The sequence below is a fragment of the Halobaculum sp. P14 genome (assembly GCF_051195155.1).
Lineage (GTDB): Archaea > Halobacteriota > Halobacteria > Halobacteriales > Haloferacaceae > JBNTKA01.
Genome location: NZ_JBNTKB010000001.1, coordinates 954,647 through 978,597, shown reverse-complemented (window position 1 = coordinate 978,597; position 23,951 = coordinate 954,647). Strand labels below are relative to the sequence as shown.

Annotated in this window: 27 protein-coding genes and 1 tRNA gene; 13 read left to right on the top strand and 15 right to left on the bottom strand. The window is 70.2% G+C overall.

Annotated elements, in window-relative coordinates; translation table 11 throughout:
* Window positions 1–35: 35 nt before the first annotated feature.
* On the bottom strand, window positions 36–521 hold the full coding sequence (locus ACQUS7_RS05095; RefSeq protein ID WP_435127081.1) for an Lrp/AsnC family transcriptional regulator: 486 nt from the start codon (window positions 519–521) through the stop codon (window positions 36–38).
* Window positions 522–570: 49 nt separating this feature from the next.
* Entirely contained in the window at window positions 571–1,557 is a 987-nt protein-coding gene (locus ACQUS7_RS05090; RefSeq protein WP_435145192.1) for an aldo/keto reductase, read from the bottom strand.
* Window positions 1,558–1,860: 303 nt separating this feature from the next.
* Here ACQUS7_RS05090 and ACQUS7_RS05085 point away from each other — a divergent pair, with 303 nt between their 5' ends.
* The 3 genes from ACQUS7_RS05085 (at window position 1,861) to ftsZ (ending at window position 4,116) form a co-directional block, all read left to right on the top strand.
* Entirely contained in the window at window positions 1,861–2,511 is a 651-nt protein-coding gene (locus ACQUS7_RS05085; RefSeq protein WP_435145190.1) for a double zinc ribbon domain-containing protein, read from the top strand.
* A gap of 206 nt (window positions 2,512–2,717) precedes the next feature.
* Window positions 2,718–2,906 carry a ribbon-helix-helix domain-containing protein gene (locus tag ACQUS7_RS05080; protein ID WP_435128151.1) on the top strand — a complete coding sequence of 63 codons (189 nt, stop codon included), beginning with the start codon at window positions 2,718–2,720 and terminating at the stop codon, window positions 2,904–2,906.
* Between the two features lie 4 nt (window positions 2,907–2,910).
* A complete protein-coding gene (gene ftsZ, locus ACQUS7_RS05075) occupies window positions 2,911–4,116 on the top strand; it encodes a cell division protein FtsZ (RefSeq protein WP_435127087.1) in 1,206 nt (401 codons plus the stop codon).
* A gap of 198 nt (window positions 4,117–4,314) precedes the next feature.
* Here the strand turns inward: ftsZ and ncsA are convergent, their stop codons facing one another.
* The gene (gene ncsA, locus ACQUS7_RS05070) at window positions 4,315–5,280 is read right to left on the bottom strand and encodes a tRNA 2-thiolation protein NcsA (RefSeq protein ID WP_435127089.1); all 966 of its coding nucleotides are present in this window, start codon (window positions 5,278–5,280) and stop codon (window positions 4,315–4,317) included.
* Window positions 5,281–5,608: 328 nt separating this feature from the next.
* On the opposite strand from ncsA, the gene ACQUS7_RS05065 reads away from it, so the two are divergent.
* The gene (locus ACQUS7_RS05065; protein WP_435127091.1) at window positions 5,609–6,253 is read left to right on the top strand and encodes a DUF7095 family protein; all 645 of its coding nucleotides are present in this window, start codon (window positions 5,609–5,611) and stop codon (window positions 6,251–6,253) included.
* Between the two features lie 29 nt (window positions 6,254–6,282).
* Here the strand turns inward: ACQUS7_RS05065 and ACQUS7_RS05060 are convergent, their stop codons facing one another.
* The 3 genes from ACQUS7_RS05060 to ACQUS7_RS05050 all read right to left on the bottom strand — a co-directional run bounded on the left by ACQUS7_RS05060 (window position 6,283) and on the right by ACQUS7_RS05050 (window position 9,762).
* Window positions 6,283–7,083 carry a class I SAM-dependent methyltransferase gene (locus tag ACQUS7_RS05060; protein ID WP_435145185.1) on the bottom strand — a complete coding sequence of 267 codons (801 nt, stop codon included), beginning with the start codon at window positions 7,081–7,083 and terminating at the stop codon, window positions 6,283–6,285.
* 131 nt (window positions 7,084–7,214) lie between these two features.
* On the bottom strand, window positions 7,215–8,741 hold the full coding sequence (locus ACQUS7_RS05055; RefSeq protein WP_435145182.1) for a carboxypeptidase M32: 1,527 nt from the start codon (window positions 8,739–8,741) through the stop codon (window positions 7,215–7,217).
* Window positions 8,742–8,844: 103 nt separating this feature from the next.
* Window positions 8,845–9,762 carry a serine/threonine-protein kinase RIO2 gene (locus tag ACQUS7_RS05050; RefSeq protein WP_435145179.1) on the bottom strand — a complete coding sequence of 306 codons (918 nt, stop codon included), beginning with the start codon at window positions 9,760–9,762 and terminating at the stop codon, window positions 8,845–8,847.
* A 262-nt stretch (window positions 9,763–10,024) separates the two neighbouring features.
* Between ACQUS7_RS05050 and ACQUS7_RS05045 the strand changes: the two genes are divergently transcribed.
* Window positions 10,025–10,840 (top strand): lipoate--protein ligase family protein, encoded by an 816-nt coding sequence (locus tag ACQUS7_RS05045; RefSeq protein WP_435145176.1) that lies wholly within the window; start codon window positions 10,025–10,027, stop codon window positions 10,838–10,840.
* Between the two features lie 33 nt (window positions 10,841–10,873).
* Here the strand turns inward: ACQUS7_RS05045 and ACQUS7_RS05040 are convergent, their stop codons facing one another.
* Window positions 10,874–11,416 (bottom strand): peroxiredoxin family protein, encoded by a 543-nt coding sequence (locus ACQUS7_RS05040; protein ID WP_435145173.1) that lies wholly within the window; start codon window positions 11,414–11,416, stop codon window positions 10,874–10,876.
* A 113-nt stretch (window positions 11,417–11,529) separates the two neighbouring features.
* Here ACQUS7_RS05040 and ACQUS7_RS05035 point away from each other — a divergent pair, with 113 nt between their 5' ends.
* The 4 genes from ACQUS7_RS05035 (at window position 11,530) to ACQUS7_RS05020 (ending at window position 15,926) form a co-directional block, all read left to right on the top strand.
* Window positions 11,530–12,369, top strand: a complete 840-nt coding sequence (locus ACQUS7_RS05035) for a deoxyribonuclease IV (protein WP_435127103.1) — start codon at window positions 11,530–11,532, stop codon at window positions 12,367–12,369.
* Window positions 12,370–12,580: 211 nt separating this feature from the next.
* The gene (locus tag ACQUS7_RS05030) at window positions 12,581–12,766 is read left to right on the top strand and encodes an HVO_0416 family zinc finger protein (protein ID WP_435127105.1); all 186 of its coding nucleotides are present in this window, start codon (window positions 12,581–12,583) and stop codon (window positions 12,764–12,766) included.
* Window positions 12,767–12,882: 116 nt separating this feature from the next.
* Window positions 12,883–14,739, top strand: a complete 1,857-nt coding sequence (locus ACQUS7_RS05025) for a UvrD-helicase domain-containing protein (RefSeq protein ID WP_435145170.1) — start codon at window positions 12,883–12,885, stop codon at window positions 14,737–14,739.
* A 2-nt stretch (window positions 14,740–14,741) separates the two neighbouring features.
* Entirely contained in the window at window positions 14,742–15,926 is a 1,185-nt protein-coding gene (locus ACQUS7_RS05020) for a M24 family metallopeptidase (protein WP_435145168.1), read from the top strand.
* A 21-nt stretch (window positions 15,927–15,947) separates the two neighbouring features.
* Here ACQUS7_RS05020 and ACQUS7_RS05015 read toward each other — a convergent pair whose 3' ends face one another.
* Window positions 15,948–16,220, bottom strand: coding sequence for a DUF7533 family protein (locus tag ACQUS7_RS05015; RefSeq protein WP_435145165.1), 273 nt, complete (start codon window positions 16,218–16,220; stop codon window positions 15,948–15,950).
* Between the two features lie 68 nt (window positions 16,221–16,288).
* Window positions 16,289–16,966: a DUF502 domain-containing protein gene (locus tag ACQUS7_RS05010; RefSeq protein ID WP_435145162.1), complete on the bottom strand. Its 678-nt coding sequence runs from the start codon at window positions 16,964–16,966 to the stop codon at window positions 16,289–16,291.
* Between the two features lie 84 nt (window positions 16,967–17,050).
* Here ACQUS7_RS05010 and ACQUS7_RS05005 point away from each other — a divergent pair, with 84 nt between their 5' ends.
* Window positions 17,051–17,710 carry a riboflavin synthase gene (locus ACQUS7_RS05005; protein ID WP_435145159.1) on the top strand — a complete coding sequence of 220 codons (660 nt, stop codon included), beginning with the start codon at window positions 17,051–17,053 and terminating at the stop codon, window positions 17,708–17,710.
* A gap of 119 nt (window positions 17,711–17,829) precedes the next feature.
* Here the strand turns inward: ACQUS7_RS05005 and ACQUS7_RS05000 are convergent.
* Window positions 17,830–17,911 (bottom strand) — tRNA-Ser (locus tag ACQUS7_RS05000).
* Window positions 17,912–17,998: 87 nt separating this feature from the next.
* Here ACQUS7_RS05000 and ACQUS7_RS04995 point away from each other — a divergent pair.
* Window positions 17,999–18,256 (top strand): hypothetical protein, encoded by a 258-nt coding sequence (locus ACQUS7_RS04995; protein ID WP_435127117.1) that lies wholly within the window; start codon window positions 17,999–18,001, stop codon window positions 18,254–18,256.
* 69 nt (window positions 18,257–18,325) lie between these two features.
* On the opposite strand, the gene ACQUS7_RS04990 is transcribed toward ACQUS7_RS04995, so the two are convergent.
* Together ACQUS7_RS04990 and ACQUS7_RS04985 are read right to left on the bottom strand one after the other, a co-directional pair.
* Window positions 18,326–18,517: a hypothetical protein gene (locus ACQUS7_RS04990; protein WP_435127119.1), complete on the bottom strand. Its 192-nt coding sequence runs from the start codon at window positions 18,515–18,517 to the stop codon at window positions 18,326–18,328.
* A gap of 2 nt (window positions 18,518–18,519) precedes the next feature.
* Window positions 18,520–18,900, bottom strand: coding sequence for a Rid family detoxifying hydrolase (locus ACQUS7_RS04985; protein WP_435127121.1), 381 nt, complete (start codon window positions 18,898–18,900; stop codon window positions 18,520–18,522).
* Between the two features lie 52 nt (window positions 18,901–18,952).
* On the opposite strand from ACQUS7_RS04985, the gene ACQUS7_RS04980 reads away from it, so the two are divergent.
* Window positions 18,953–19,906: a hypothetical protein gene (locus ACQUS7_RS04980; protein ID WP_435145154.1), complete on the top strand. Its 954-nt coding sequence runs from the start codon at window positions 18,953–18,955 to the stop codon at window positions 19,904–19,906.
* On the opposite strand, the gene ilvA is transcribed toward ACQUS7_RS04980, so the two are convergent.
* The 3 genes from ilvA to ACQUS7_RS04965 all read right to left on the bottom strand — a co-directional run bounded on the left by ilvA (window position 19,882) and on the right by ACQUS7_RS04965 (window position 22,422).
* Complete coding sequence (ilvA, locus tag ACQUS7_RS04975) at window positions 19,882–21,096, bottom strand: threonine ammonia-lyase (RefSeq protein ID WP_435145151.1); 1,215 nt, start codon at window positions 21,094–21,096, stop codon at window positions 19,882–19,884. The two genes, ACQUS7_RS04980 and ilvA, sit on opposite strands and share 25 nt — an antisense overlap.
* A 194-nt stretch (window positions 21,097–21,290) precedes the next feature.
* A complete protein-coding gene (locus ACQUS7_RS04970; protein ID WP_435145148.1) occupies window positions 21,291–21,863 on the bottom strand; it encodes a gamma-glutamylcyclotransferase family protein in 573 nt (190 codons plus the stop codon).
* A gap of 82 nt (window positions 21,864–21,945) precedes the next feature.
* On the bottom strand, window positions 21,946–22,422 hold the full coding sequence (locus tag ACQUS7_RS04965) for a hypothetical protein (protein ID WP_435145145.1): 477 nt from the start codon (window positions 22,420–22,422) through the stop codon (window positions 21,946–21,948).
* A gap of 146 nt (window positions 22,423–22,568) precedes the next feature.
* On the opposite strand from ACQUS7_RS04965, the gene ACQUS7_RS04960 reads away from it, so the two are divergent.
* Window positions 22,569–23,948: an MATE family efflux transporter gene (locus tag ACQUS7_RS04960; protein ID WP_435145142.1), complete on the top strand. Its 1,380-nt coding sequence runs from the start codon at window positions 22,569–22,571 to the stop codon at window positions 23,946–23,948.
* Window positions 23,949–23,951: the final 3 nt, after the last annotated feature.

The window sequence follows — 23,951 nt, the reverse complement described above, 5'->3', positions numbered from 1 at the left end:
AGGGCGCGACTCGCCGGTATCGGGCCCGTCGCCGGTCAGGCGTCGTCCCCCGTCCGGCTCTCGGCGTCGAACTTCCCGAACGGCGTCGTCTCGTGGGTCCGCACGAGCACCTCGTCGGCGACGGTGAGCCCCATGTCCAGGAGTTCCTGTGCGACGGGCGTGATGTCGCTGTCCGACTCGCCGACGACGGTGACGAGGAGGTTCTGCTCACCGGTGACCAACTCCTGAACCGAGATGACGCCGTCTATCTCCAGGATGTCCGGGATGAGGTCGCCCCGTTCGGGAATCGAGGCGGTACAGTAGAGCAGCATTCGGAGCGGATACCCCGACCGCTGGTAGTCGACGCTGGCGCTGTACCCCTTGATTACGCCCTCGGACTCGAGTCGCTGGATGCGCTTGCGGACAGTGCTGTCCGAGGTGCCGGTCCGCTCTGCGATGTCGCCCGACGACGTGTTCCGGGCATCCTCCTGCAGTGCGTACAGGATCGCCCTGTCGACGCCGTCGATTTCCTCGTCGCCCATGTCGACGTCTCCGCGACAGAGCCACTTTACTTGTCCGTCGCGGCCGCAGTTACCAGCGCTGGTGGACGTGGCCTTCGACGTACTGCTCGTAGACGTCGCGGACGGCGCCGTGCAGTCGGTGCGGAAGCGGGTCGCGGTCGGCGGCGGCGACGTTCTGCCGGATGTGTTCCGGAGAGGTCGACCCCGGGATGACCGCGGAGACGGCGTCGAAGTCGAGAATCCAGCGGAGCGTGAACTGCGCGAGCGTCGCGTCGTCCGGGACGTGCGGCTCCAGCGCCTCGACGGCGTCGACGCCGGCGCCGAGCGGCACGCCGGCGAACGTCTCGCCGACGTCGAACGCGTCGCCCTCGCGGTTGAAGTTCCGGTGGTCGTTCTCCGGGAACTCGGTGTCGCGGTCGATGGCGCCCGTCAAAAGCCCCGACGCGAGCGGGACCCTGACGATGACGCCGACGTCGCGCCGCTTCGCCTCCTCGAAGAACAGGTCCGCGGGGCGCTGCCGGAACGGATTGAAGATAATCTGGACGGTTTCGACGCCCGGGTACTCGATGGCTTTCAGCGCCTCCTCGACGCGCTCGACGCTGACGCCGTACTGCGCGATTTTGCCGCGCCGCCGCAGGTCCGCGAGCGCGTCGAACACGTCGGGCTGGTAGTAGACGTCCGTCGGCGGGCAGTGCAACTGGAGCAGGTCCAGCGTGTCCTCCCCGAGGTTCTCCCTTGAGCGGTCGACGAACCGCTCGAGGTTCTCGGTGTCGTACCCGTCGGCGGTGTGCGGGTCGAGTCGTCGGCCTGCCTTCGTCGCGACCGTCACGTCGTCGTGGGCGTCGCGTTCGTCCAGCACCGACCGGATGTGCCGCTCGCTGCGGCCGTCGCCGTACACGTCCGCGGTGTCGAGGAAGTCGATGCCGGCGTCCAGCGCCGCGCGGACCGCGTCGCGGCCAGCCTCGTCGGGGACGTCGCCCCAGTCCCCGCCGATGTTCCACGTGCCGAGTCCGACTTCCGTGACTTCGCCGACTGCTCCGAGTGAGCGACGTTGCATACCCGGTGGTGGTGGCGCCGATGTAAGATGGCTGTGGTGCCGGCACGGCGACGCCCACGAACGCGACGACGGGGCGTGAGTGGAGGCGAGCAGGGTGCACTGCGGGTCGAAGTCTCGCGACGAGCTGACGGACTAGTGTTGTGACTCGTGCGAGCGGGCAGGCCCACGCGTGAGACTGAATCCGTATCGGACCGGCCTCGTCGCTCTGCGCCGTCCGCGTCGACGGCTGTGGCGTGTATTACGCGGCGGGCGGGAGGAGCGCCGGGGACAGTTTGATATGCCGGGTGCGTGTATACGCGGCTAATGAGCAAGATCACGTTCCGCGCCGACGACGAGCTCGTGGCGCGCCTCGACCGGTTCGAGGCGTCCAAGAGCCAGGTCATGCGGGAGGCGCTTCGCGCCTACCTCGACGGCGCGGAGTCGGCCCAGCCCGCCGACGGCGGGGGCGACGCCGACACTGCGGACGCAGACGGCGACGCCGAGGCCGACCAGGTCGACGACGCGCTCGCGGCGCGCGTCGACGAGGTCATCGAGGAGCGGCTCGGTGCGTTCCTCGACGGCCGCTCCGGCGGCGGTCACGCCCGCCCCGGCGAGCCGGCGGTATCGCTCACGGTGAACGTCGACGGCGCGGACGACCGCGCGGTTTCGGTGGAGGAAGGAGCGGCGACCCGGTCCGAGTCCTCGGTCGACGACTCCCGGTCAGCGGGCGGTGCTTCGCGGGACGCCGAGTCCGTCGGCGCCGTCGACGCCGATTCGGTCGGGGACGGGTCGGCGGCCGACTGCGTTCAGTGTGGCGAGTCGCTGGACGATTCACACGCGTTCTGCCCGAACTGCGGCGAGAAGACGCCGGAGCGGGCGGTGTGTGCGTGCGGCGACGAGGTCCGGTCGGACTGGGCGTTCTGCCCGAGCTGCGGCCGGCGGACCGCGGCGGCGGACGTCGTCGATCGTCGGTGACAGCGCGGCACGGCGGGCGTCGACGCGTGTAAGACGGGGGCGCGGACAGCGTCTTACACTGCCCGGTATCTTTATATGTGAAGGGTCTGTTGATACTGCTGCGTAAGACGGCTCGTCTTACGGGCTGCAGGGCGCGGGCGGGGAAGCCGCCCCGACGGTCCGTACCGCACGTACCGCGTGCTCGCCGTCTTACCGGGGGAATGCAAATGGAGCGTGTGACTCTACGAATCCCGAAACAGCAGATCGACGAAGTCGAACAGATGGTCGAGACCGGCGAGTTCCCGAATCGCAGCGAGGCGATTCGCTCCGCCGTGCGCGAAATGCTCAACGAGCAGGACGGCACCGGCGACCGGACCCGCAACGACCAGAGTAAACGCAGCTGGGCCAAGGTGTAATTAAATGCAAGATATCGTCCAGGACGCGCTTGAAAACGCGGAAGCAGAACAGCGCAGCATGGCGGAGATGGACGGAGACGACGACGAGTTCGGGGAGCCCCGAATCGTCATCGTCGGTGCCGGCGGTGCCGGCAACAACACCATCAACCGGCTGTACAACATCGGTGTCGACGGCGCGGAAACGGTCGCCATCAACACCGACAAGCAACACCTCAAGATGATCGAGGCCGACACGAAGATCCTCGTCGGCAAGTCCCTGACGCAGGGGCTCGGCGCCGGCGGCGACCCCTCGATGGGCGAACGCGCCACGGAGATGGCGCAGGGAACCATCAAGGAGGTCCTCGGCGACGCGGACCTCGTGTTCGTGACCGCCGGTATGGGCGGCGGCACCGGCACCGGTGCGGCGCCCGTCGTCTCGAAGATCGCGAAAGAGCAGGGCGCCATCGTCGTCGGCATGGTGTCGACGCCGTTCAACGTCGAACGCGCCCGCACCGTCAAGGCCGAAGAGGGCCTCGAGAACCTCCGGAACGAGGCCGACTCGATCATCGTCCTCGACAACAATCGGCTGCTGGACTACGTCCCCAATCTACCGATCGGGAAGGCGTTCTCGGTGATGGACCAGATCATCGCCGAAACCGTGAAGGGTATCTCCGAGACCATCACGCAGCCGTCGCTCATCAACCTGGACTACGCGGACATGTCCACGATCATGAATCAGGGCGGCGTCGCCGTGATGCTCGTCGGGGAGACCCAGGACAAGAACAAGACGCAGGAAGTCGTCAACGACGCGATGAACCACCCGCTTTTGGACGTCGACTACCGCGGCGCCTCCGGCGGACTGGTCCACATCACCGGCGGCCCCGACCTCACGCTGAAAGAGGCCGAGGGCATCGCCGACAACATCACCGAACGGCTGGAAGCGAGCGCCAACGTCATCTGGGGCGCCCGCATCCAGGAGGAGTACAAGGGGAAAGTGCGCGTCATGGCCATCATGACCGGTGTCCAGAGCGCACAGGTGCTCGGTCCGAGCACTCAAAAGCAGGCTGACAAGTCGCGCGCCAGCATCGAAGGCGACACGTCGGAGATCGACTTCGACGCGAAATCGAACGCCGAAGCCGCGACGAACGGCTCCGGCTCACAGGCCGCCTGGCAGTCCGACGGCGGCCGCGACGCCAGCGAGCAGAACAACGGGCTCGACGTCATCCGCTGAACCCTGATTCGGCGCGTCGACGTCGACGCCACGCACAGCCACCGACCGCGGACGACCGCGACCGTTGCCCGGTTCGGCCGTCCGTCGACGCCGCAGCCCGGTCACGCCGCCGACCCCTGAATCGGCGGTGACACGGGACGCACTTCTTCGGACGCCGACCGCTCAGCGACCGCTCGTCCGCTCCGCGAACCGCGTCCGTCAGACCGCCTCGACAGCCTCGACCAGTTTGCACTTCCGGCAGACGTCGCCGGTCGTCTTGGAGCCGCACCGCTCGCACTCGTCGAGTTCCTGCGCGTCGTCGCCGCGGTAGCGGTCCCCGGCGACGTCAGCGAGTTCCTCGTAGCCCGAAAGGATGGAGTGGCGGGTGCCGGGGTGGTTCTCCTCGAGTTTCAACAAGAGCTGCTGGATTTCGCCGCGGTACGCCTCCTCGGCGTGCGGGCACTCCGTGATGTGCGCCGGGAGGTCCTGCAGGTGACAGTAGAGCGCGACCTCCTTTTCGGGGATGTCGCGGAGCGGCTTGGCGCGCGGCACGAACTCGTCCGTGTCGCGCCGGTCGTCGAACGACCCGAGGCTGGCGTCGAAGTGCTTCGCCATCTGCGTGACGTCGCCTTCGAGGAAGTTCATGAGCGCCGTCTGCGCCTCGTCGTCGAGGTTGTGGCCGGTGAGGAGCTTGTCGGCGCCGAACTCGTCGGCGTAGCTCTCCAGCAGGTCGCGGCGGAACACGCCGCAGTAGGCGCACGCGGCCATGTTCTCGGGGTCCTTCTCGACGACGTCGTCCATCTGGACGCCGAGTTCGTCCTCGTACGTCACGGTTTCGTGCCGCACGTCGAGGTCGGCGGCGAGTTCCTCGCAGGCGTCGAGCGACTCGTCGCGGTACCCCTCGATGCCCTCGTGAATGGAGAGCGCCACCATCTCGACGCGCGGGTCGTCGCTGAAGGTGTCGTCGAGAATCTTCGTGAGGACGACGCTGTCCTTCCCGCCCGACAGGCCGATGACCCACCGTTCGGGGTCGTCCGGGGTCGCGTCCCGGCCGAGCAGGCTGTCCTCGCGGATGCGCCGCCGCACCCGCTTTTCGACCGACCGGCAGAAGTGGCTCTCGCACAGGTGCGCGCCGGAGTAGGCGGCGTGCATCACCGCGTCAGCGCCGCACTTGTCACAGTCCATTACCGGCGGCTTACGCGCCGGCCCGGATACCGGTTTCGTCCGGACGAGGTGCGGAACTGCGGCTCCGCGTCGACCCCGACCTCGCTCTCGGAGGCCGCACGAAGGTTCAAACCGGAGGAGGCGGCCAGGCCCCTCGATGCGGTAGCGACGACGGCGCCGTGGTTTGCGGTTGTGCGGCCGGACACGGCGCATCCTGCCTCGAGCACGGCCGCCTGTTCGCCACTCGTTCCGTAGCGACTGCGTCCCCGTGCCCCAGCGACTGCGCCGCTTCGCCGTCCGGCCGAGTCGACGCGTAAGAGGCTTCCCGACGCGCCGCCGAGCGGGAAGCATGGACCGCGAAGCCGCACTCGACCGCGTCGACCGCATCATCGACACGGTCGAGTCGGAGCCGATGCCGGTGCCGATTCGGGAGCTGTGGGTGTACGGCGACGTCGCGCTCGGCCTCGACCCGATCGACCGGCTCGACGTCTACGTCACGAAAGACCTGCACCTCCGCGGCGACGCGGACGCCGAAGCCGAGTTCGTCGACTCGCACGGCGTCAGGGGCGTCGGCAAGTCCGTCTCCGCGGAGTGGGCGCGCGAATTCCCGGGGCACCTTCGCGCGAACGACAACGGCCACGCCGCCCCGGAGCAGTGTCTCGCCGCGCACCTCCTGCCGGACGACGAGCCGGTGCACCTGGAGGTGTGCAACGCGCCGTTCGACAAGAACGTCCGGCAGCGGCTGAAGGGGGCGCTCGCCCGCGACGCCTACGAACAGATTCTCGACCCGCGCGGCGTCCAGTTGTGGGCGGACGGGCAGCGCGCCGACGAGACCATGGAGAAGCTCCGCGGCGGCGAACTCCCGTTCCCGACGCTCACCGGGGCGCTGGAGATGCTCGGCGTCGACGACGACCGCGCGGCGGAAGCGGCCGACGCCGTGGAGTCGTACCGGGAGGCTCAGCAGGGTGCCACGGTCCGCGGCGACGTCGTCTAATCGCGGCTTCGCCTCGGAACCGTTCGGTCTCAGACGCGCCCGACGGTGACGTCGAACGGGACGACCTCGACTCGTTCGTACTCGTCCGACTGCATCTGTTCGACCACGTTCCGGCCCATGCTGCGCCACTCCCGCCGCAGTTCGTCGTACGCGTCCGGCCCGAGCGCCTCCCGGAGCTCGGTTTCGTGGTCTGCGAGGCCGGCGCCGCTCGCCTTCCGCGCCGCCCCCTTCAGGTCGGACTCGCTGTACGGCGGTTCGACCCGTTTCTCGTGGACGTAGCGACGCGTCCGGAGGTCCGACAGCCCGGCGTCCGCGAAGAACTGCCTGACGCGGTCGCCGAGCGCGACGTTCGTCCCGACGCCGCCGATGTACGCCGACCGGACCCGCTGTTCGAGCGCCGACTCAGACGCCGCCGTCGAGGAGACCGCGACGTCCGCGTTGTTCGGCTCGACCGCCGCGACGAGGTCCGACGATACCCGCGCGAACTCCGCGACAGCGGCCGCCGGGTCGGGGAGGTTGATGAGCAGCGCCTGACAGACGACGAGGTCGAAGGCGTCGTCCGGAAACGGGAGCCGCATCGCGTCCGCGGCGCAGTACGACAGGTCCGTGCGGTCGCGCGCCACGGCGAGCAGGTCGGTGTCGGCGTCGACGCCGACGACGTCCGCGTCGGCGGCCTCGTCCGCGAGCACCTGCGTGAGTTCGCCGGTGCCACAGCCGACGTCGAGGACGCGGCTCCGCGACGGGAGGTCCAGCGGGTCAAGCGCGGCGCGGCTCTCCGTCCACATTCCGCGGCGGGTCCGGTCCAGGTACTCCGGCGAGAAACGACGCATTCGGTTGTGTCCGGATGCGGCGAGCGCAGTGAAAAACGCCGCGGGTCGAACCGCTCCGGGCCGAGTCGACGCGGGCCGCGGCGGGCCGGTGCAGACGCGACTGACTCGCCTCGGTGACGCCGAGTTTCCGGTTAGACCGACGATTCGAGGTCGTACAGGTCGCCGTACTTCTCGGCGACGTAGTCGACGAAGTAGTCGGCGGTGAAGTCCTCGCCGGTGGCCTGCCGGACGAGTTCGTTCGTCTCGTATCGGCTGCCGTGCCGGTGGACGTTCTCGCGCAGCCACGCGTGGAGGTCGTCGAACTCGCCGTCGCGAATCTTCCCGGTGAGGTCGTCGATGTCGTCGTCAGCTGCGTCGTACAGCTGCGCGGCCATCACGGAGCCGAGCGAGTACGTCGGGAAGTAGCCGAAGTTGCCGTGGCTCCAGTGGATGTCCTGCAGGCACCCCTCGGCGTCGGTGTCCGGCCGGATGCCGAGGTACTCCTCGTACTTGTCGTTCCACGTCTCCGGGACGTCTTCGACGTCGAGGTCGCCGGAGATGAGCTCCCGCTCGATTTCGAACCGGACGACGATGTGGAGGTGGTAGGTGAGTTCGTCCGCTTCGATGCGGATCGGGTTGTCCTCGTACACCTGGTTCGCGGACTCGTACGCCTCCTCGACGGTGGCGTCCGTCTCGGGGAAGTGCTCGAGGAAGGTCGGCATGATGAGATCCCAGAACGGCTTGGACCGGCCGACGTGGTTCTCCCAGAGCCGGCTCTGGCTCTCGTGGACGGAGAGGTCGCGGGACTCGCCGAGCGGCGTCCCGAACTCCTCTTTCGGCAGCCCGAGGCTGTAGAAGGCGTGGCCGAACTCGTGGACCGTCGCCATCAGCGCTCCGAGCGGGTCGGACTCGTCGAACCGCGTCGTGACGCGGCTGTCGAACTGGTTGCCGGAGGTGAACGGGTGGCTCGACGTGTCGAGCCGGCCGTGCTCCCAGTCGTAGCCGAGCGTCGACAGCACGTCGCGCGAGAGCGCCTCCTGCTCGTCGGCGTCGAAGTGCCCCTCGAAGGCGTCGGTGGTGACGTCCACGTCGCTCTCGCGGATTTCGTCTATCATCGGCACCAGCGTCTCCTTCAGCGTCTCCAGAATCTCCTCGGCCTGCGACAGCGGCAGGCACGGCTCGTAGTCGTCGAACAGCACCGCGTACGGGTCTCGGTCCGGGTCGATGTGTTCGGCGTACTCCCGCTTCAGTTCGACGAGCCGTTCGAGGTGCGGCGCGAACTGCTCGAAGTCGTCGTCGGCCTTCGCCTGCTCCCACGCGCCCAGCGCCTCCGTCGACGCCTCGGAAATCTGCTCGACGAGGTCGCGCGGGACGGCCGCGGCGCGCTCGTATTCGCGGCGCGCCTCGCGCAGCACGGCCTGCTGTTCGTCGTCCAGGTCGAGATCCTCGCAGGCGTCGAGCAGCTCCTCGGTGCGGTCGTCCGTGAGCATGTCGTGGCTCACCGACGACAGCACCGACAGCTGCTTCGAACGGGCGGGCGTCCCGCCCTCGGGCATCATCACCTGCTGGTCCCACCCGAGGACGCCGCCGGCGCTCTGCACGGCGTTGATTCGCTTCAGTCGCTCCGTGAGCTCCTCGTACGGGTCGGCCGTCTCGGCCGCCGCAGCGTCAGTAGCCATCAGCGTCGCTTAGGCGTCCCCGGCCTTCAAAGGCGCGTTCCCGGCGGTCCGCGGTGCGTACACAGCCGAGACTCGACGCGGTGACCCACCGGTCGCAGTCCGGTCAGGCGCCGGGTTCGTCGACGGCGCGGACGGATTCGAACTCGCCGTCGGCGACGGCCGCGGCGACGGCGTCGGTGTCGACGTCCGGGGTCTCCCGCGGGTACTTCCGGTGGAAGTAGCCGACGAGGTTCTCGACGTCGCGGGTCAGCAGTTCGTCGGCGTTCTCGTGGTCGGTTTCGACGGACTGCGGCCAGTCGAAGATGACGACGCCGTCGTCGCTGACGGCGACGTTGTACTCGGAGATGTCGGCGTGGACGTAGCCGGCGCGGTACGCCGCGTCGACCTCCCGCAACACCAGGTCGAGCACGCCGACCACCTGCTCGGACTGCAGTTTCGCGTCCGCCAGCTCCGGCCCCGGGAGCTTCTCCATGATGATGGCGTGGCGGTTGTGGTCGACCGGACGCGGCACCGACACCTGCGGATACAGGTCCTCGAGGGCGCCGTACTCGCGTTCGGCCGCCTTCCGCGCCGTGTACTGCCACGACACGTGGTGGTTGTCGGCGGTGTAGTCGCGGCCCTTCCGCACCTCCCGGAAGTTCGTGTACCCCTCCCGGTGGAACTTCAGCGCGAACGGCCGGAACGACTCCACCTCGTAGACGTCGCTCTCCTTCCCGACGCCGAGCGGCGCCCCCATCCCGGAGATGGTCTCCCGCTCCGCGAACGTCCGCAGCGCCAGCGCGTCGTACCCCTCGAAGGTGAGCTGGTACCCCTCGTACTGAATCGTCTTCCGCTGAATCAGTCCCCGGTCCGCACAGCGGTCGATGCGGTAGTCGACCTCCTCTTCGGTGAGGTCGGCGTACTCGGGGAGCTTCTCCCGGTTCACCCACTCGGAGAACCGCATCCCCTGCTCGACGCCGGAAAGCAGATAGAAGTCCGCCGGCTCGAGCTCCGCCATCACCTCCGCGACGTTTCCGACCATGTACGGTATCGTGGGCGGTGCGGCGGTAAAAGCAGTCGGTCAGCCGGCTCGACGCCGACCGGCGCGCCGAGTGTTGTCTGCGTCGACGCCGAACGTCGTTCGCGTCGTCCCTGAGCGGCGTCCACGTCGACGCCGAGTTTCGTGTCGTCCGCGTCGACGCTGCTCGGCGGCGGGGCCGCGAAACCGCGGGAGAGCGGGGTGCGGCCGCGACGGCTGCGGCGGTGAGCGCAACGGCTTTCCCCCCGCGCCGGCAGGGGCCGACATGGCTCTCGACGACCGCGAGTGGCGGCTCATCCGCGAGGAATCGCGGCCCGGCCCGGTCACGATGGCGCTCGACGAAGTCGCCGCCGAAACCGCCGCCGCCGGCGGCCCTCGAACCGTCCGCGTCTACCGGTGGGAGCCGTCGTGTCTGTCGCTCGGCTACCGACAGGACCCCGACTCGGTCGACTGGGCGCACTGCCGCGACGCCGGCGTCGACGTGACGCGCCGGCAGACCGGCGGCGGCGGCATCTACCACGACGACCGCGGCGACATCTCCTACTCCGTCGTCGCGCCCGCCGCCGAACTCCCCGGGAACCTCATGGACTGCTACCACCTGCTCTGTGAGCCGGTGCTCGACGCGTTCTCGCGGCTCGGCGTCGACGCGGACTACGCCGACGAGGAGCGGCCGGCGCTCCACCAGCCCGCGTGCTACCTCCGGGAGCTCCACCCGGCACACGACCTGCTGTCGGACGGCGGCGCCGGCCGGAAGCTCTCCGGGAACGCCCAGTACCGCCGCGACGACGCCGTCATCCAGCACGGCTCCGTCACCTACGAGTCGACGCCGGCGGCCCACCTCGACTGCTTCGCCGACCCCGGCGTCGACGAGGCGGCGTTCGCCGACCGCGTCGCCGGCATCGCGGACCTCGTGGACGCGTCGCGTTCGGACGCCGTCGCGGCGTTCGAGGCGGCGCTCGCGGCGTGGAGCGACGCCGACGAGGGGTCGTGGACGGACGACGAACTGGCGCGCGCCGAGCGGCTCGCCGACGAGAAGTACCGGAGCGACGACTGGGTGCGCCGGACGCCGGGCGGACGCTGAGGCGCCCGCGGTCAGTGGCCGTCGCCGGCGCGGTCAGAACTCGGGGGCGTCGTCGAGCCCGAGTTCGTCGACGATGGCGTCGTGGATGTCGCTGACCGGCGGCGTGTCACGGGTAGCGTCGAGCCAGTGGTCGGCGAGCCACCGGTACCGGATTTCGCGGTTCTCGTCGACGAGAAAACAGGAGCGGCGCGAGCGGGCGAACAGCCCGAACGCGCGGTAGCGAACGCCGAACGCCGCGGAGATGTCGAGGTTCGTATCGGAGTACAGCGGGAACCCGAGGTCGAGCCGCTTGATGAACTGGCGGTGCAGCCGCGGCCCTGACTTCGAGACGCCGACGACGCGGACGTCGTCGCCGGAGGCGAACCAGTCGAAGTCGCGGAACGAACACCACTCGTCGATGCAGTCCGGGCTGAAGTCCACGGTGTAAAAACACAGCAGCACCGGCTGCTCCAGCAGGTCGGAGAAGCGCGCCTCCCCGACGGAGCCGTTCGGCGTGACGAACGGCGCCGTGAAATCCGGCGCGGTGTCACCGACTGACAGCGGCTCGTCGACGTCGTGTTCGGCGCGCGAACCCATGTGGCGACGAAGAGGGGTTCGAGCGGCTTAGTCGATTCGGCAGCGGCGCCGTCGCGGCTCGCCGGACGACCGGTTCCGAAGCGGCTTTGCCGGCAGGCCACCGACTCCTCTGCATGAGTCAGCTCCGAATCGGCGCACACGAATCCATCGCGGGCGGCGTGTACAACGCCGTCGACGACCTCGTCGACGACGGCGGGAACTGCGGCCAGATATTCACGCACTCCCCGCAGGTGTGGCAGGACCCGAACATCGACGACGACGAGGCCGAGCGGTTCCGCGACGCCAGCGACGAACACGGCGTCGGCCCGTGGGTCATCCACTCGTCGTACCTCGTGAACCTCTGCACGCCGAAGGAGGACCTCCGCGAGAAGTCCATCGACTCGATGCAGAAAGAGGTGGACGCCGCCGCGAAACTCGACATCCCGTACGTGAACGTCCACCTCGGCGCGCACACCGGCGCCGGCGTCGACGGCGGCCTCGACAACGCAGCCTCGGCGCTCGACGAACTCGACGTCCCGGACGGCGTCACCGTGCTCGTCGAGTCGGACGCCGGCAGCGGCACCAAACTCGGCGGCGACTTCGAACACCTCGCCGAGGTCATCGACCGCACCGACCAGGACATCGACATCTGCCTCGACACGGCGCACGCGTTCGCCGCCGGCTACGACCTCTCCACGCCGGAGGCCGTCGACGACACCGTCGCCGAACTCGACGACGTCGTCGGGCTCGAACACCTCGAGTACATCCACCTGAACGACTCGAAACACGAGTGCGGCACCAACAAGGACGAACACGCCCACATCGGCGAGGGCCTCATCGGCGAGGACGGCATGCGCGCGTTCATCAACCACGACGACCTGCTCGACGTCCCGATGGCGCTCGAAACCCCGACGGAGGACGGCAAGTCGTTCGCGTGGAACATCCAGCGCGTCAAGGAACTCCGCGAAGCGTAACTCCGCGAGCCGCCGCAGCAGGCCGCGGTGCTCCGGTGCGGCGCGTCACCGCGACTTCGCCCCTTCGCCGGCTTTTCCTTTCGACCTTCGCCGCTGCTGTGCCTCGACGCAGCACTTCGGTTCTCGCGGTTTTCGAAGCGTGTCCCGCCGATTCTCGGGCCGAGAGACTCGCCAGAAGACCTATGTAGTGGTGTGCTATACCATGGCATGTATGGCGTCGGCACCGCACACCGACGACGAGCTGTTCGATGAGTTCCTGACCAGCCGCGGTCACGAGACGGAGGCTGCGGACTGGGAGGAGTCGTATAACAAGAAACAGTGTCCGGACTGCGGCGGGCTCCACGAGCCGGACGCCCACGAGTGTACGGTGTGCGGCTGGCGACCGACAGGGTCGTAGCCGACAGGTCGCCGCGGCGGCGACCCGCGAACTCGTTTTTCGGCTGCGCTGAGCCGTGAGCCGACTGGAAGCCGAAGCCACGGGGCTTATGAGCCGGGAGCGTGTGGAGAGGCACAATGAGCGACCCGACGGTCACCCGTCTGTTCGGCGGCCCCGGCAGCGGGAAGACGACCGCCCTCCTCGACCGCGTCGAAGCCATCCTGGACGAGGGGGCTGACGTCCGCGACGTCCTCGTCGTCTCGTACACCCGCGCCGCCGCCGCCGAGATCCGCGAGCGGCTCGCCGAACGCATCGACACGACGCCCCGGCACCTCCAGGGGAACGTCTGTACGATGCACGCGAAGGCGTACGAACTGCTGGACCTCTCCCGCGGCGACGTCGTCGGCGAGGACGAAAAGGAGGCGTTCTGCGAGGAGTACGGCGTCGAGTTCGAAGACGAGTACAGCGGCGGCGGCCGCCGCACCGCCCGGTCGACGACGCTCGGCAACAAGGTCATCGCGACCTCCCAGTGGCTCCAGCGCACCGACCGCGACGTCGCCGACTGGTACGACGTCCCGTTCCAGTGGGACGTCGAGGAGGTCCGGCTCCCGCCCGAAATCGACCCGAACGCCCAGGAGGGCAACAAGTACACGCCGACGTGGCCCTCCGACGACGACCGGCTCGACGTCCCGGAAGCCATCCGCGCGTGGCGCGCCTACAAGGGCGACAACGACCTCGTCGGCTTCGCCGACATGCTCGAACGCGTCAAGCAGCGGTCGCTGCTCCCGGACGTCGACTACCTGATCATCGACGAGTTCCAGGACATCACGACGCTGCAGTACGACGTCTACGAGGAGTGGCGGCCGCACGTGAAGCAGTGTCTCATCGCCGGCGACGACGACCAGGTCGTCTACGCGTGGCAGGGCGCCGACCCGGACCTGCTGCTCGACACCGAGGTGCACGAAGACGAGGTGCTGCCGAACTCCTACCGGCTCCCGTCGAACATCCTCCGCGTCGTCAACAAGGAGATCCGCCACATCGACAAGCGCCAGGAGAAGGACCTGAAGCCGCGGAAGGAGGGCGGCAGCGTCGAGGCCGTCGAGTCGCCGTCGATGCTCGACCTCGTCCGGAACGTCCGCGCGACCGTCAAGGAGACCGACGACGACACCGTGATGGTGCTGTTCCGGGCGCGCTACCAGATGTTCGACTTCATCGACGAGTTCATCTCGGAGGGCATCCCCTTCTCGTGTCTCACGGACCAGCGGATGTGGACCGACCGGCTCACAGACTACGTCCGCGCCGTCGAAGCCGTCGAGAACGACGAGGTGCTGACGGCGCTGCAGGGCCGCCGGCTCGCCGACATCCTGCAGGACTCCGCGTTCGGCTCGAACGACCGCGACGAGTTCTACGACTTCCTCGACGACGTCGAGGAGACCGCCGACGAGGACGACCTCGCAGAGATTCCGCTGTCGCCCGAGGACGTCGCGGACTTCGTCCCGTTCATGCCCGACGGGCCGGCGGCGGCCGACATGGCCCGGAAGATCACGAGCTTCCAGCGGAAGTCGATGAAGGCGTACTTCGCCGGGTCGTACACCGGGATGGACCCGAGCAGGGTCCGGCTCGGCACCATCCACTCGGCGAAGGGCCGCGAGGCCGACCACGTCTTCGTCAACACCGACCTCACCGAGAAGGTCGTCGAGCAGATGGCGGCGCAGGCCGCCCAGCAGGACCTCGACGTCCCCGGCATCCCGCCCGGCGAGGAGTTCACGAAGTCTACCGACCCGGTTCCGGTGCTCACCGACAACGAACGCCGCGTCTTCTACGTCGGCATGTCGCGGGCCCGCGAGCGCCTCGTCCTGATGGAGAACCTCGTCAACGGCGCGCCGACGCTCCCCATCTCGGTGGTGCTGTTCAACGAACTCCGCGAGGAGCCGCCGGCGGAGCTCGTCGACGAGGTCATCGACGAGCAGGAGGCGCCCGAACCGGAGCCCTGACCGTGCCGCCCGAGGACTCCGCGCCGGACGCCGGCAGCGACGCCGACGCGCTCGAGACGGACTACTCGTTCCTCGGCCGCGCGCTCCGCCGCCGCAACGCCGCCGCGTTCGTCCACGTCGGCGACCGCTTCGACGACGACATGCGCTATCTCACCCGGTTCGGCGGCCCGGACCGGCCGTACGCGTTCGTCTACTGCAACGGCACCGCGACGCTGTGCGCGCCGACGCTGTTCGACGACCAGGCGCGCCGCGAGTTCCCTGGCGACGACGTCCGCGTCGCGAACCAGGGCGACGCCGCGGGTCGGCGCGCCGCCGCCGTCCTCGACGACGCCGGGGCGTCCGGCACGGTTCTCGTGCCGCAGCACGTCCCGCACGACGCCGCCGTCTACCTGGAGAACGCCGGCTTCGAGGTGGCGTCGACCGCCGCCGTCGCCGACGCCCGCGCCGTCAAGACCGACGCGGAACTCAACCGGATTCGCCGGGTGCAGCGCGCCGCCGCCCGCGGCGTCGCCCGCGTCGAGGCGGTGCTGTACGACGCCGCCGTCGACGGCGACGAACTCGTCTGGCAGGGCGGGCCGCTGTCGACCGAGCGCATCCGCCGGCAGGTGAACGAAGTGCTCGCCGCCCACGGCGTCAGCGACGCCGGAAACACGGTCGTCGGCGCCGGCGCGTCCGCCGCCGACCTCCACTTCACCGGCGTCGACGCGGTCCGCCCCCGCGAAACCGTGCTGGTGGACGTCTCGCCGCGCGGCCCGGACGGCTACTACGGCGACATGACGCGGACGTTCGCCGTCGACCCGGACGGCGGCTGGGAGCGCCGCGCGTACGTCGCCGTCGAGGCCGCGCGGGAGGCGGCGCTCGCCGAACTGGAAGCCGGCGTCGCGGCGTCGACGGTCCACGAGGAGGCGTCCGCGGAACTGGCCGCGTACGGCTTCCGCGTCGACGACGACGCCGTCGGCTTCACTCACTCCACCGGCCACGGCGTCGGCGTCTCGCTGCACGAGGCGCCGGCGCTCTCCGGCGACGACGAACTGGAAGCCGGCACGGTCGTCACCGTCGAACCGGGCGTGTACGACCCCGACGAGGGCGGCGTCCGGCTCGAAGACCTCGTCGTCGTCACCGACGACGGCTACGAACTGCTCGGCGAGTACCCGTTCGGGCTGGTGCCGCGCAGCCGCGGCGACTGACCCGTCCCGGCGCTCCGGGACTCAGTTCGCGTCGTCGACGGCCGCTTCGTCGGTGGATTCGCCGTCCGGCTCCACCACCACGGAGTCGACCGCTTTCTCCGCGGCCTTCGCCGGCACGTCCGAGGGCGTCGTGAGCCGCTGGGGCAGCACCACCATCAGCACCGCGACGACGACGAACGCGCCCCCGACGACGGCGTCGCCGCCGATGGCGCGCTCGATTCCGTAGCCCGCGACCGGGAGCGCGAAGATCAGCGACCCCGCGAGCCCGAGCTGCTCCATGATGCCGAGAGACACGTCCGGCGGTAGGCGGTCCGCGGAGAAAAGCGCTGTCGATACCGGCGCCGCGGCCGCGGACGCCACTGCTACTCGGAGCCGGTGCGTGCGTGAGCGGCGTCGTCGTCGCCGGACGGCTGGTCGGGGAGCGCGGCGGCGGCGTCGTCGCCGGAGAGCCCGGTGGTGATGAGCAGGCGGAGGCCGCGCCGGACCGACACGTCGAGTTCGCGGACGTCGTCGTCCCGGACGAGCGCGAGCGCGCCGCCGGTCGGGTTCGGGCTGTTCGGGAAGAACACGCTGTACAGCTCCTCGTCGGTCGCGTCGCGGGCGTACCGCGGCGCGCGGCCCGTCACGAACCCGATTCGGTAGCGGCCCGGCTGGGGGTACTCGACGAGCGCGACGCGGTCGTAGCCCGCTTCCGGCGACGCGAGCGACTCGCTGACCTGCCGGACGCCGAAGTAGACGGCGCGGACGACCGGCAGCAGTTTGACGCCGCGCTCGACGCCGCCGAACAGCCGCCGGCCGGCCTCGTGGGAGGCGACGAAGCCGACGGCGGTGAGTCCGACCGCGAGCAGCGCGACGGCGAGCACCTGCGCCGCCGGCTCGCTGCCGACGAGTTCGGCGAGCCCGGAGCCGCGGACGACCGGCGCGAGCAGCGCCGTGAGCCTGTCGACCGTGAAATCCAGGATGAACAGCGTGACCGCGAGCGGTGCGACGAGCAGCAGCCCCGCGAGAAAACTCGACCGAATCCGTCCGATGACGTCCATGGCCCCGATGCGACCCCCGTGTGTAAAGGTGACACGGCGTCTCGTACCCGGAACGCTTTCCACTTCTGGGCCGGTACCGCCGGTATGTTCACGGGCATCGTCGAAGCCGCCGGCGAAGTCACCGCACGCGAAGCGACCGCGGACGGCCTCAGGCTCCGCGTCCGCGCCGACGGGCTCGACGACCTCCACGAAGGCCAGTCAATCTCGGTCAGCGGCGTCTGTCTGACCGTCGAGGAGTTCGGCCACGGCGACCCGGACATCGGCGCCGACGGCGACGACCGCGACTGGTTCGAAGTGTTCCTCGCCGCCGAGACGGTCGCGAAGACCTACCTCGACGACCTCCGCGCCGGCGACGCGGTCAACGTCGAGCGCGCGATGCCCGCCGACGGCCGCTTCGACGGCCACCTCGTTCAGGGCCACGTCGACACGACGACCGAACTCACGGCGGTCGAACAGGTCGGCGAGGACTGGCGGTACACCTTCGCCATCCCCGACGGATTCGAGCGGTACGTCGTCGACAAGGGGTCGGTGACGCTCGACGGCATCTCGCTGACGGTCGCCGAGACGCGCGGCGACGAGTTCGACGTCGCCATCATCCCGACGACCCGCGACCGCACGAACCTCTCCGAGAAGGCCGCCGGTGACCCGGTCCACCTCGAAGTCGACGTCGTCGCCAAGTACGTCGAACGCATGCTCGACGACGCCGACGCGACCCCCGAACCGCGCCGGGTCGACTCGGAGTAGCCCCGCCCGGGCACGGCTCCGCCCGTTCGCGAATCGGTCTGTCCGCGAATCGGTCTGTCCGCCGCTCGGCGAGGCGGCGACTCGAAACGAGGGACACGGCGCTCGGGAGAATCGAAGAGCGCCAGGACAGGGATTTGAACCCTGGATCCCGAAAGGGAACACGCTTTCCAGGCGTGCGCCTTACCACTCGGCCATCCTGGCTCGTATCCCGTGAATACCCCGTTGCGCTGTTTAAGTCCTTCCTTTCGTCGTGCGGTTTCGCGGACGGCCACAAGAACCACGGGCGCCGTGGCCGACGGTCCGACGATGTCGACGCTCACCGACGAGGACACCGGGAAGATTCTGGTGGACAGCGAAGGCGAGGAAATCGGCGTCGTCACCGACGTCGAGTCCGGCGCGGCGTACGTCGAACCGGAGCCGTCGATTCCGACGGCCGTCGAGGCGGCGTTCGGCTACTCCGAGCACGACGACGACGATTTGACCGTCCCGGGCGACGCCGTCGACACCGTCACGGACGAAGAGGTCAGGCTCGCCGGCGACGTCTGAGACGCGACGGGACGCTGCCGCCGGTCGAGCCGCGCCCGCGGCCGCGCTCGCGACTCGGCAGCGCGGGCGTCAGCGACGACGCTCGAAGCCGTAGCCGACCGCGGCGGTCACCGCGCCGACGCCGACCGCGACCGCGAGCGTTCCGGCGAATCCGACGGGGAGCGTGACGCCGAGCAGGACGGCGCCCTGCGCGAGCACGAGGAACGTGAGCGCACCGAGGACGCCCCACAGCGCCGCGAGCCGCGTCGCGCTGGGCGGCACCGCTACTCCAGCGCGACGACCGCCTCGATTTCGACGCCGACGCCCTTCGGCAGCGCGCCGGCCTGCACCGCCGACCGCGCCGGCGGCTCCTCGTCGAAGTAGTCGGCGTACGTCTCGTTCATCTCCTCGAAGTCGTCGATGTCCGCGAGGAACACCGTCGTCTTCAGGACGTCAGTGACGGACGCGCCCTCCTCGTTCAGGATCGCGACGACGTTATCGAGCGCCTGCGCGGTCTGGGTCGCGATGTCGGCGTCGTCGAGCAGTTCGCCGTCCGGCGTCAGCGGAATCTGGCCGGCCGTGAACATGACGTCGCCGTTCGTCGTCGCCTGACTGTACGCGCCGACCGCCGCCGGCGCCTCGTCGGTGGAAACCACGCGCTTCATGGCTGCTCCTCCGACCGCACACGCCTTAAATCGCCGGCACCTACGCCGACCCGTGTCACGACGTCGCCGCCGCCGTCGCCGCTGGATTCGTCGCCGCCGTCGGCTGCCCGGCGTCGCCGCCGCGGTCGTCGTCGCCGTCGCCGCCGGACTCGCCGCTGTCGTCGTCGGCTGGCTGCGCCGCGCCCGCCGCGCCGCCGCGGACGTCCCGCTGTCGCCGCTCACCGCCGCCGGCCGCGTCGGCCCGGACTGGCCCGAACGCACCGGCGTCGCCACGGAGACCGAGCCGCCCGGCGAGATGGACGACTTCTCGGCGTTCGCACGCCCCGGCTTCGACCCGGAGCGCGTCCCCGCCGAGGTCCGCGACTTCTACGAGCGGACCGCCGCCTACCGCATGACCTACCGGGTCCGCTGGCACGCGCCGTTCCGCCTCGGCGCCGCCGCCGTCGCGCCGCTCACCGGCGCGCTCGAACAGCTGAACCTCCCCGGCCGGTCGGGGCGCGGCGGCCGACTCCACAGCCGGTTCGTCGGCGTCAGCGACGACGCCGACCCGCGGGACGACGCCCGGGCGTGGGTCCGCACCGACGACGACGGCGACGCCGTGTTCGTCGCGGTGTACGCCAGCCACCGCCGCGACGACGAGCGCTTCGTCAACATCGCGGTGCCGCTCCCCGGCGGGAACCTCTCGACGGTGCTGCGGATGGAGCACCTCGACGGCGACGATTCCGGTGTCGAGTCCCGCGACGACCCCGGCGGCGAATCCGGCGGCGTGCTGCTGCACACCCGCGCCGCCGGCGACCCGGGGCTGTACCTCGTCACGCCGCTCGGGGCCGTCGCGCTGCCGATGAACCAGGAGTTCCGAGTTCGGCCTGACCGGAGCGGAGCCGAGTCGGGTATCGTCGCGACCCAGGAGATGTGGCTGTGCGGCAGGCAGTTCCTGACCGTCGAGTACCGCGCCGAGCGGACGGGGGAAGCGGCGCGGGGCTACGACAGCACGTCGACCTCGTAGCCGTACTCCTCGAGGGCGGCGACGATTTCGGCGGCGTGTTCGTCGTCGTGGGTTTCGAGGTCGATTTCGACCTCGGCGGCGTTGACCGCGATGTCGCGGCTGGTGCGGTCGTGCCGGATGGCGTAGATGTTCGCCTGCGACTCCGAGATGACCTCGACGAGCTGTTCGAGCGCCCCGGGCCGGTCTTTCAGTTCGGTCCGAATCTTCAGGTACCGCCCCATCTGGACGAGCCCCCGCATCACCACCGTCGTCAGCGTGTTCATGTCGACGTTCCCGCCGGACAGCACCGGGACGATGACCTCGCCGTCGTCGTAGTCGAACGCGCCGGTCAGCGTCGCCGCGAGCGGGACGGCGCCGGCGCCCTCCACCAGCGTCTTCGAGCGCTCCAGCAGCTTCGTGACCGCCACCGCGATTTCCTCGTCGGACACCGTGACGACTTCGTCGACGCGTTCGCGAATCACCTCGAACGGCGTCTCGCCGACGCCGCGGACCGCGATGCCGTCCGCGATGGTGTCGACGCTCTCCAGCTCCATCGGCGCGCCCTTCTCCAGCGACTCGGCGGCCGAGGAGGCGCCTTCGGACTGCACGCCGACGACGCGAACGTCGTCGCCGAGTTCGCCGGTGACCGCCGTGGCGACCCCGGAGATGAGGCCGCCGCCGCCGATGGGGACGACGACGATGTCGACGTCGGGGCACTGCTCGGCGATTTCGAGGCCGATGGTCCCCTGGCCGGCCATAACGGCTTCGTCGTCGAAGGCGTGGACGTACGTGCGGTCCTCGACCGTCTCGATTTCGTGGGCGCGGGCCTGCGCCTCGTCGTAGTCGACGCCGTGCAGGACGACCTCGGCGCCGTACCGGCGCGTCGCCGCGACCTTCGAGAACGGCGCGTACTTCGGCATCACGATCTTGGCGTCGGCGCCGACGCGGCTCGCGGCGAGCGCGACGCCCTGCGCGTGGTTCCCGGCGGAGGCGGTGACGACGCCGCGGTCGCGGTCGGCCTGCGACATCGTCGCGATGCGGTTGGTGGCGCCGCGGATCTTGAACGAGCCGGTGCGCTGGAAGTTCTCCTCTTTCAGGTGGACCTCGGCGCCGGTCATCGACGAGAACGAGTGCGAGTAGTCGAGCGGCGTGCGGCGAGCCACGTCGGCGACGCGGTCGCGGGCGGCGAGGACGTCCTCCAGCGAGAGCATACTGGAGGTACCGACGGCTCTCCGTTTAGTGGTTTGGAAGGGGAAAGAGGGGGAATGCACGCGTGTGACGTGCATCCGTATTCAGCATCTCCGGCTACATAAAGGTGTGTTACGCACGGTGAAAGTGAAATCGGGCGACTGCGCCGGGGTAAACCGCCCGTCAGACGCGTGTCGGCCGGCCGTCTCGCGCCCGTTCACTCCTCGTGAATCACCCTGACGTCAGCCCGGTCGACGTACCGCCGCACCCGCTGTTCGAACGGGCCGGCGCCGGGCCACGACGCGGCGGCGCCGAGGCGGTCCGGGTCGCCGACGTACACCGCCGCCTCACCGGCCTCGTCGCCGCCGTGGTTCCGGTCTCCGACCTCGTTGCTGTCGCCGACCGGCCGGCCGCCGCCTTCGTCGCCGTTCGGTCCGCGGTCACCGTCCACGACCGGGACGGAGACGCGGACGTACAGGCCGTCGTCGACGCGCTCGTACCGGTCGAGCGCGGCCACCTCGTCGGTTCTGAGGAGCCGCCCCGCGACCGCGTCGTCGACGCCGACCGAATCCGCCCGGGCGCCCTCCGCACCGCTCCGGCCTGCACCGCCGCCGGCGACGTCGGCTCGGTCGTCGTCCGCCGTCGCGCCGGTCGGCGGGGCGAGCGTCGGGTACTCGCCGTCGACGACGCGAAGCCCGCGCAGCGTCGCCGGCCCGACGAACACGAACGAGTCCAGCAGTTCGGCGACCCGGTCCGGCGCCGTCAGCGTCCCGTACACGAACACGTCCACGTGCGGAAGTCGCACGGGCGGTGCTTGGGGATTTCGGCGCCGACGGACCGTGTCAGCCGGCGGTCCGTCGTTGCCGCCGCGGTCACGTCGACGCGGCGCCCCGTCTCCGTCCCCGAGCGAGGCCGGCGAGGACGACCAGAAGCGGGCCGAACACGCCGAACAGAACGGCCGGGACCGCGACCGCCAACTGGAGCGCCGAGTGGTCCGCGACGACCGGAGCGAACGTCGAGGCGAAGGCGTCGGCCCCGTCTCCGAACACGACGTAGCCGGCGGCAATCGCCCCGTCGACGGCGTACGCCTCGACGACGACGGCCGGGAACGCGAGGCCGACCAGCCCGGCAGCCACCGCGACCGCGACGGGCGTCACGAGCGAGAGCGTCCAGTGGACGCCCCCGGCGAACTCCGTGACCGCTCCCAGCACGGAGAGGTACGCGAAGCTCACGACCACGGGCAGCGCGACGTGTCGCCCGAGCGCGGACGGCAGCGACCAGCGTCCGTCGCGCCGACTGAACAGTTCGCCGACCCACCAGAACGGGTCCCGAGGAACGTCTCGTGACATTCGTCGCGTCGGTCTGCCTCGTACTCGCGTATAAACATTGCTTCGGGAGCGCGGGTCACGGCGGCCCGCGGTCGACGCCGACGGACGTTCGGGGTGCGGCATCCGGTTTCGGCAGCGTCATTACGGAGACTGCGGCAACCGACGGCATGGACACGGACCGGTTGGTCGGCGTCTGGCGCCGCGTGCTGTCGCTCGCGTGGCCCGTGATGGCCGAGCAGACGTTCCGGACGGCGATGCGGACGACGGACGTCATCGTCACGGCGCAGTTCTCGCCGGCGGCCGTCGTCGCAATCGGCCTCGCGGACCTGTACGCCCGCTTCCCGCTCCGCATCGGCCTCGGTCTCGGCGGCGGCGCCATCGCGCTCTCCAGTCAGGACACCGGCGCCGGCGCGGACGCGAACCGCGACGAGGCCGTCACGCAGGCCGTCGTGATGGGCGCGCTCGCCGGCGTCCCGTTCGTGCTCGTCGGCCTGCTGTTCGGCGAGCAGGTCATCGCGCTGCTCGGCGCCGACCAGGCCACGGCGCGGCTCGGCGGCCGGTACCTCGCCGTCGTGTTCGCGACGGCGCCGGCGCGCCACGTCGCGCTCATCGCCGGACGCAGCCTCCAGGGCACCGGCGACACCCGGACGCCGATGTACGTCAACGTCGTCGCGAACGCGCTCAACATCACTGGCTCCGTCGCGCTCGGCCTCGGCGTCCCGCTGCTCGGCGTGCCGCGGCTCGGCGTCGTCGGCGTCGGCCTCGCCACCGCCGCCGCGAACGTCTTCACGGCGACGCTGCTGCTCGTCGCGATGGCGACGTCGTGGTCGCAGGCGTCGCTGGTGGCGCCGCGCGACGCCGTCATCGCCCGGCAGCTCGTCCGCGTGTCGACGCCGCGAGTGGTCGAAGGGTTCGGCGCCGCAATCGCGGAGTTCCCGTTCAACGCGCTGCTGCTCGCCGTCGGGACGCCCGTGAACGCCGGCTTCCAGATCGGCCGCCGCATGTACCAGCAGGTGACCGGGCCGCTCTCGCGCGGCTACCACGTCGCCGCGTCGGTCGTCGTCGGCCAGCGCCTCGGCGACGGCGACGCCGCCGGCGCCCGCTACGAGGGGGCCGCCGTGACGGCGCTCGGCGTCCTCACCGTCGGCGCAATCGGCGCGGGCCTCGTCGTCGCCGCGCCCGCGTTCGTCTCGGTGTTCACCGAGCAGTCCGCCGCGGTGCCGTACGCCGTCGGGTTCGCCCGGGTGTACGGCGCGACCGCCGTGTTCCTCGTCGGCTACTCGGTGCTGTCCGGAGCGCTCCAGGGCGCCAGCGAGACGCGAATCCCGCTGGTCGCGCGGCTCACCGGGACGTTCGGCTTCCTCGTCGGCTTCAGCTACCTCGCGGTCGAACTGCTCGGCTGGGGCGTCACCGGCGCGTACGCCGGCGTCGCCCTCCAGTACGTCTGGATGACGCTCCTCGTCGCCGCCGGCTTCCGCTACACCGACTGGGCGTCGCGCACCGCCGGCATGATGGCCGAACGCGGCAGTGGCGGCGCGGCGGAGTGAAAA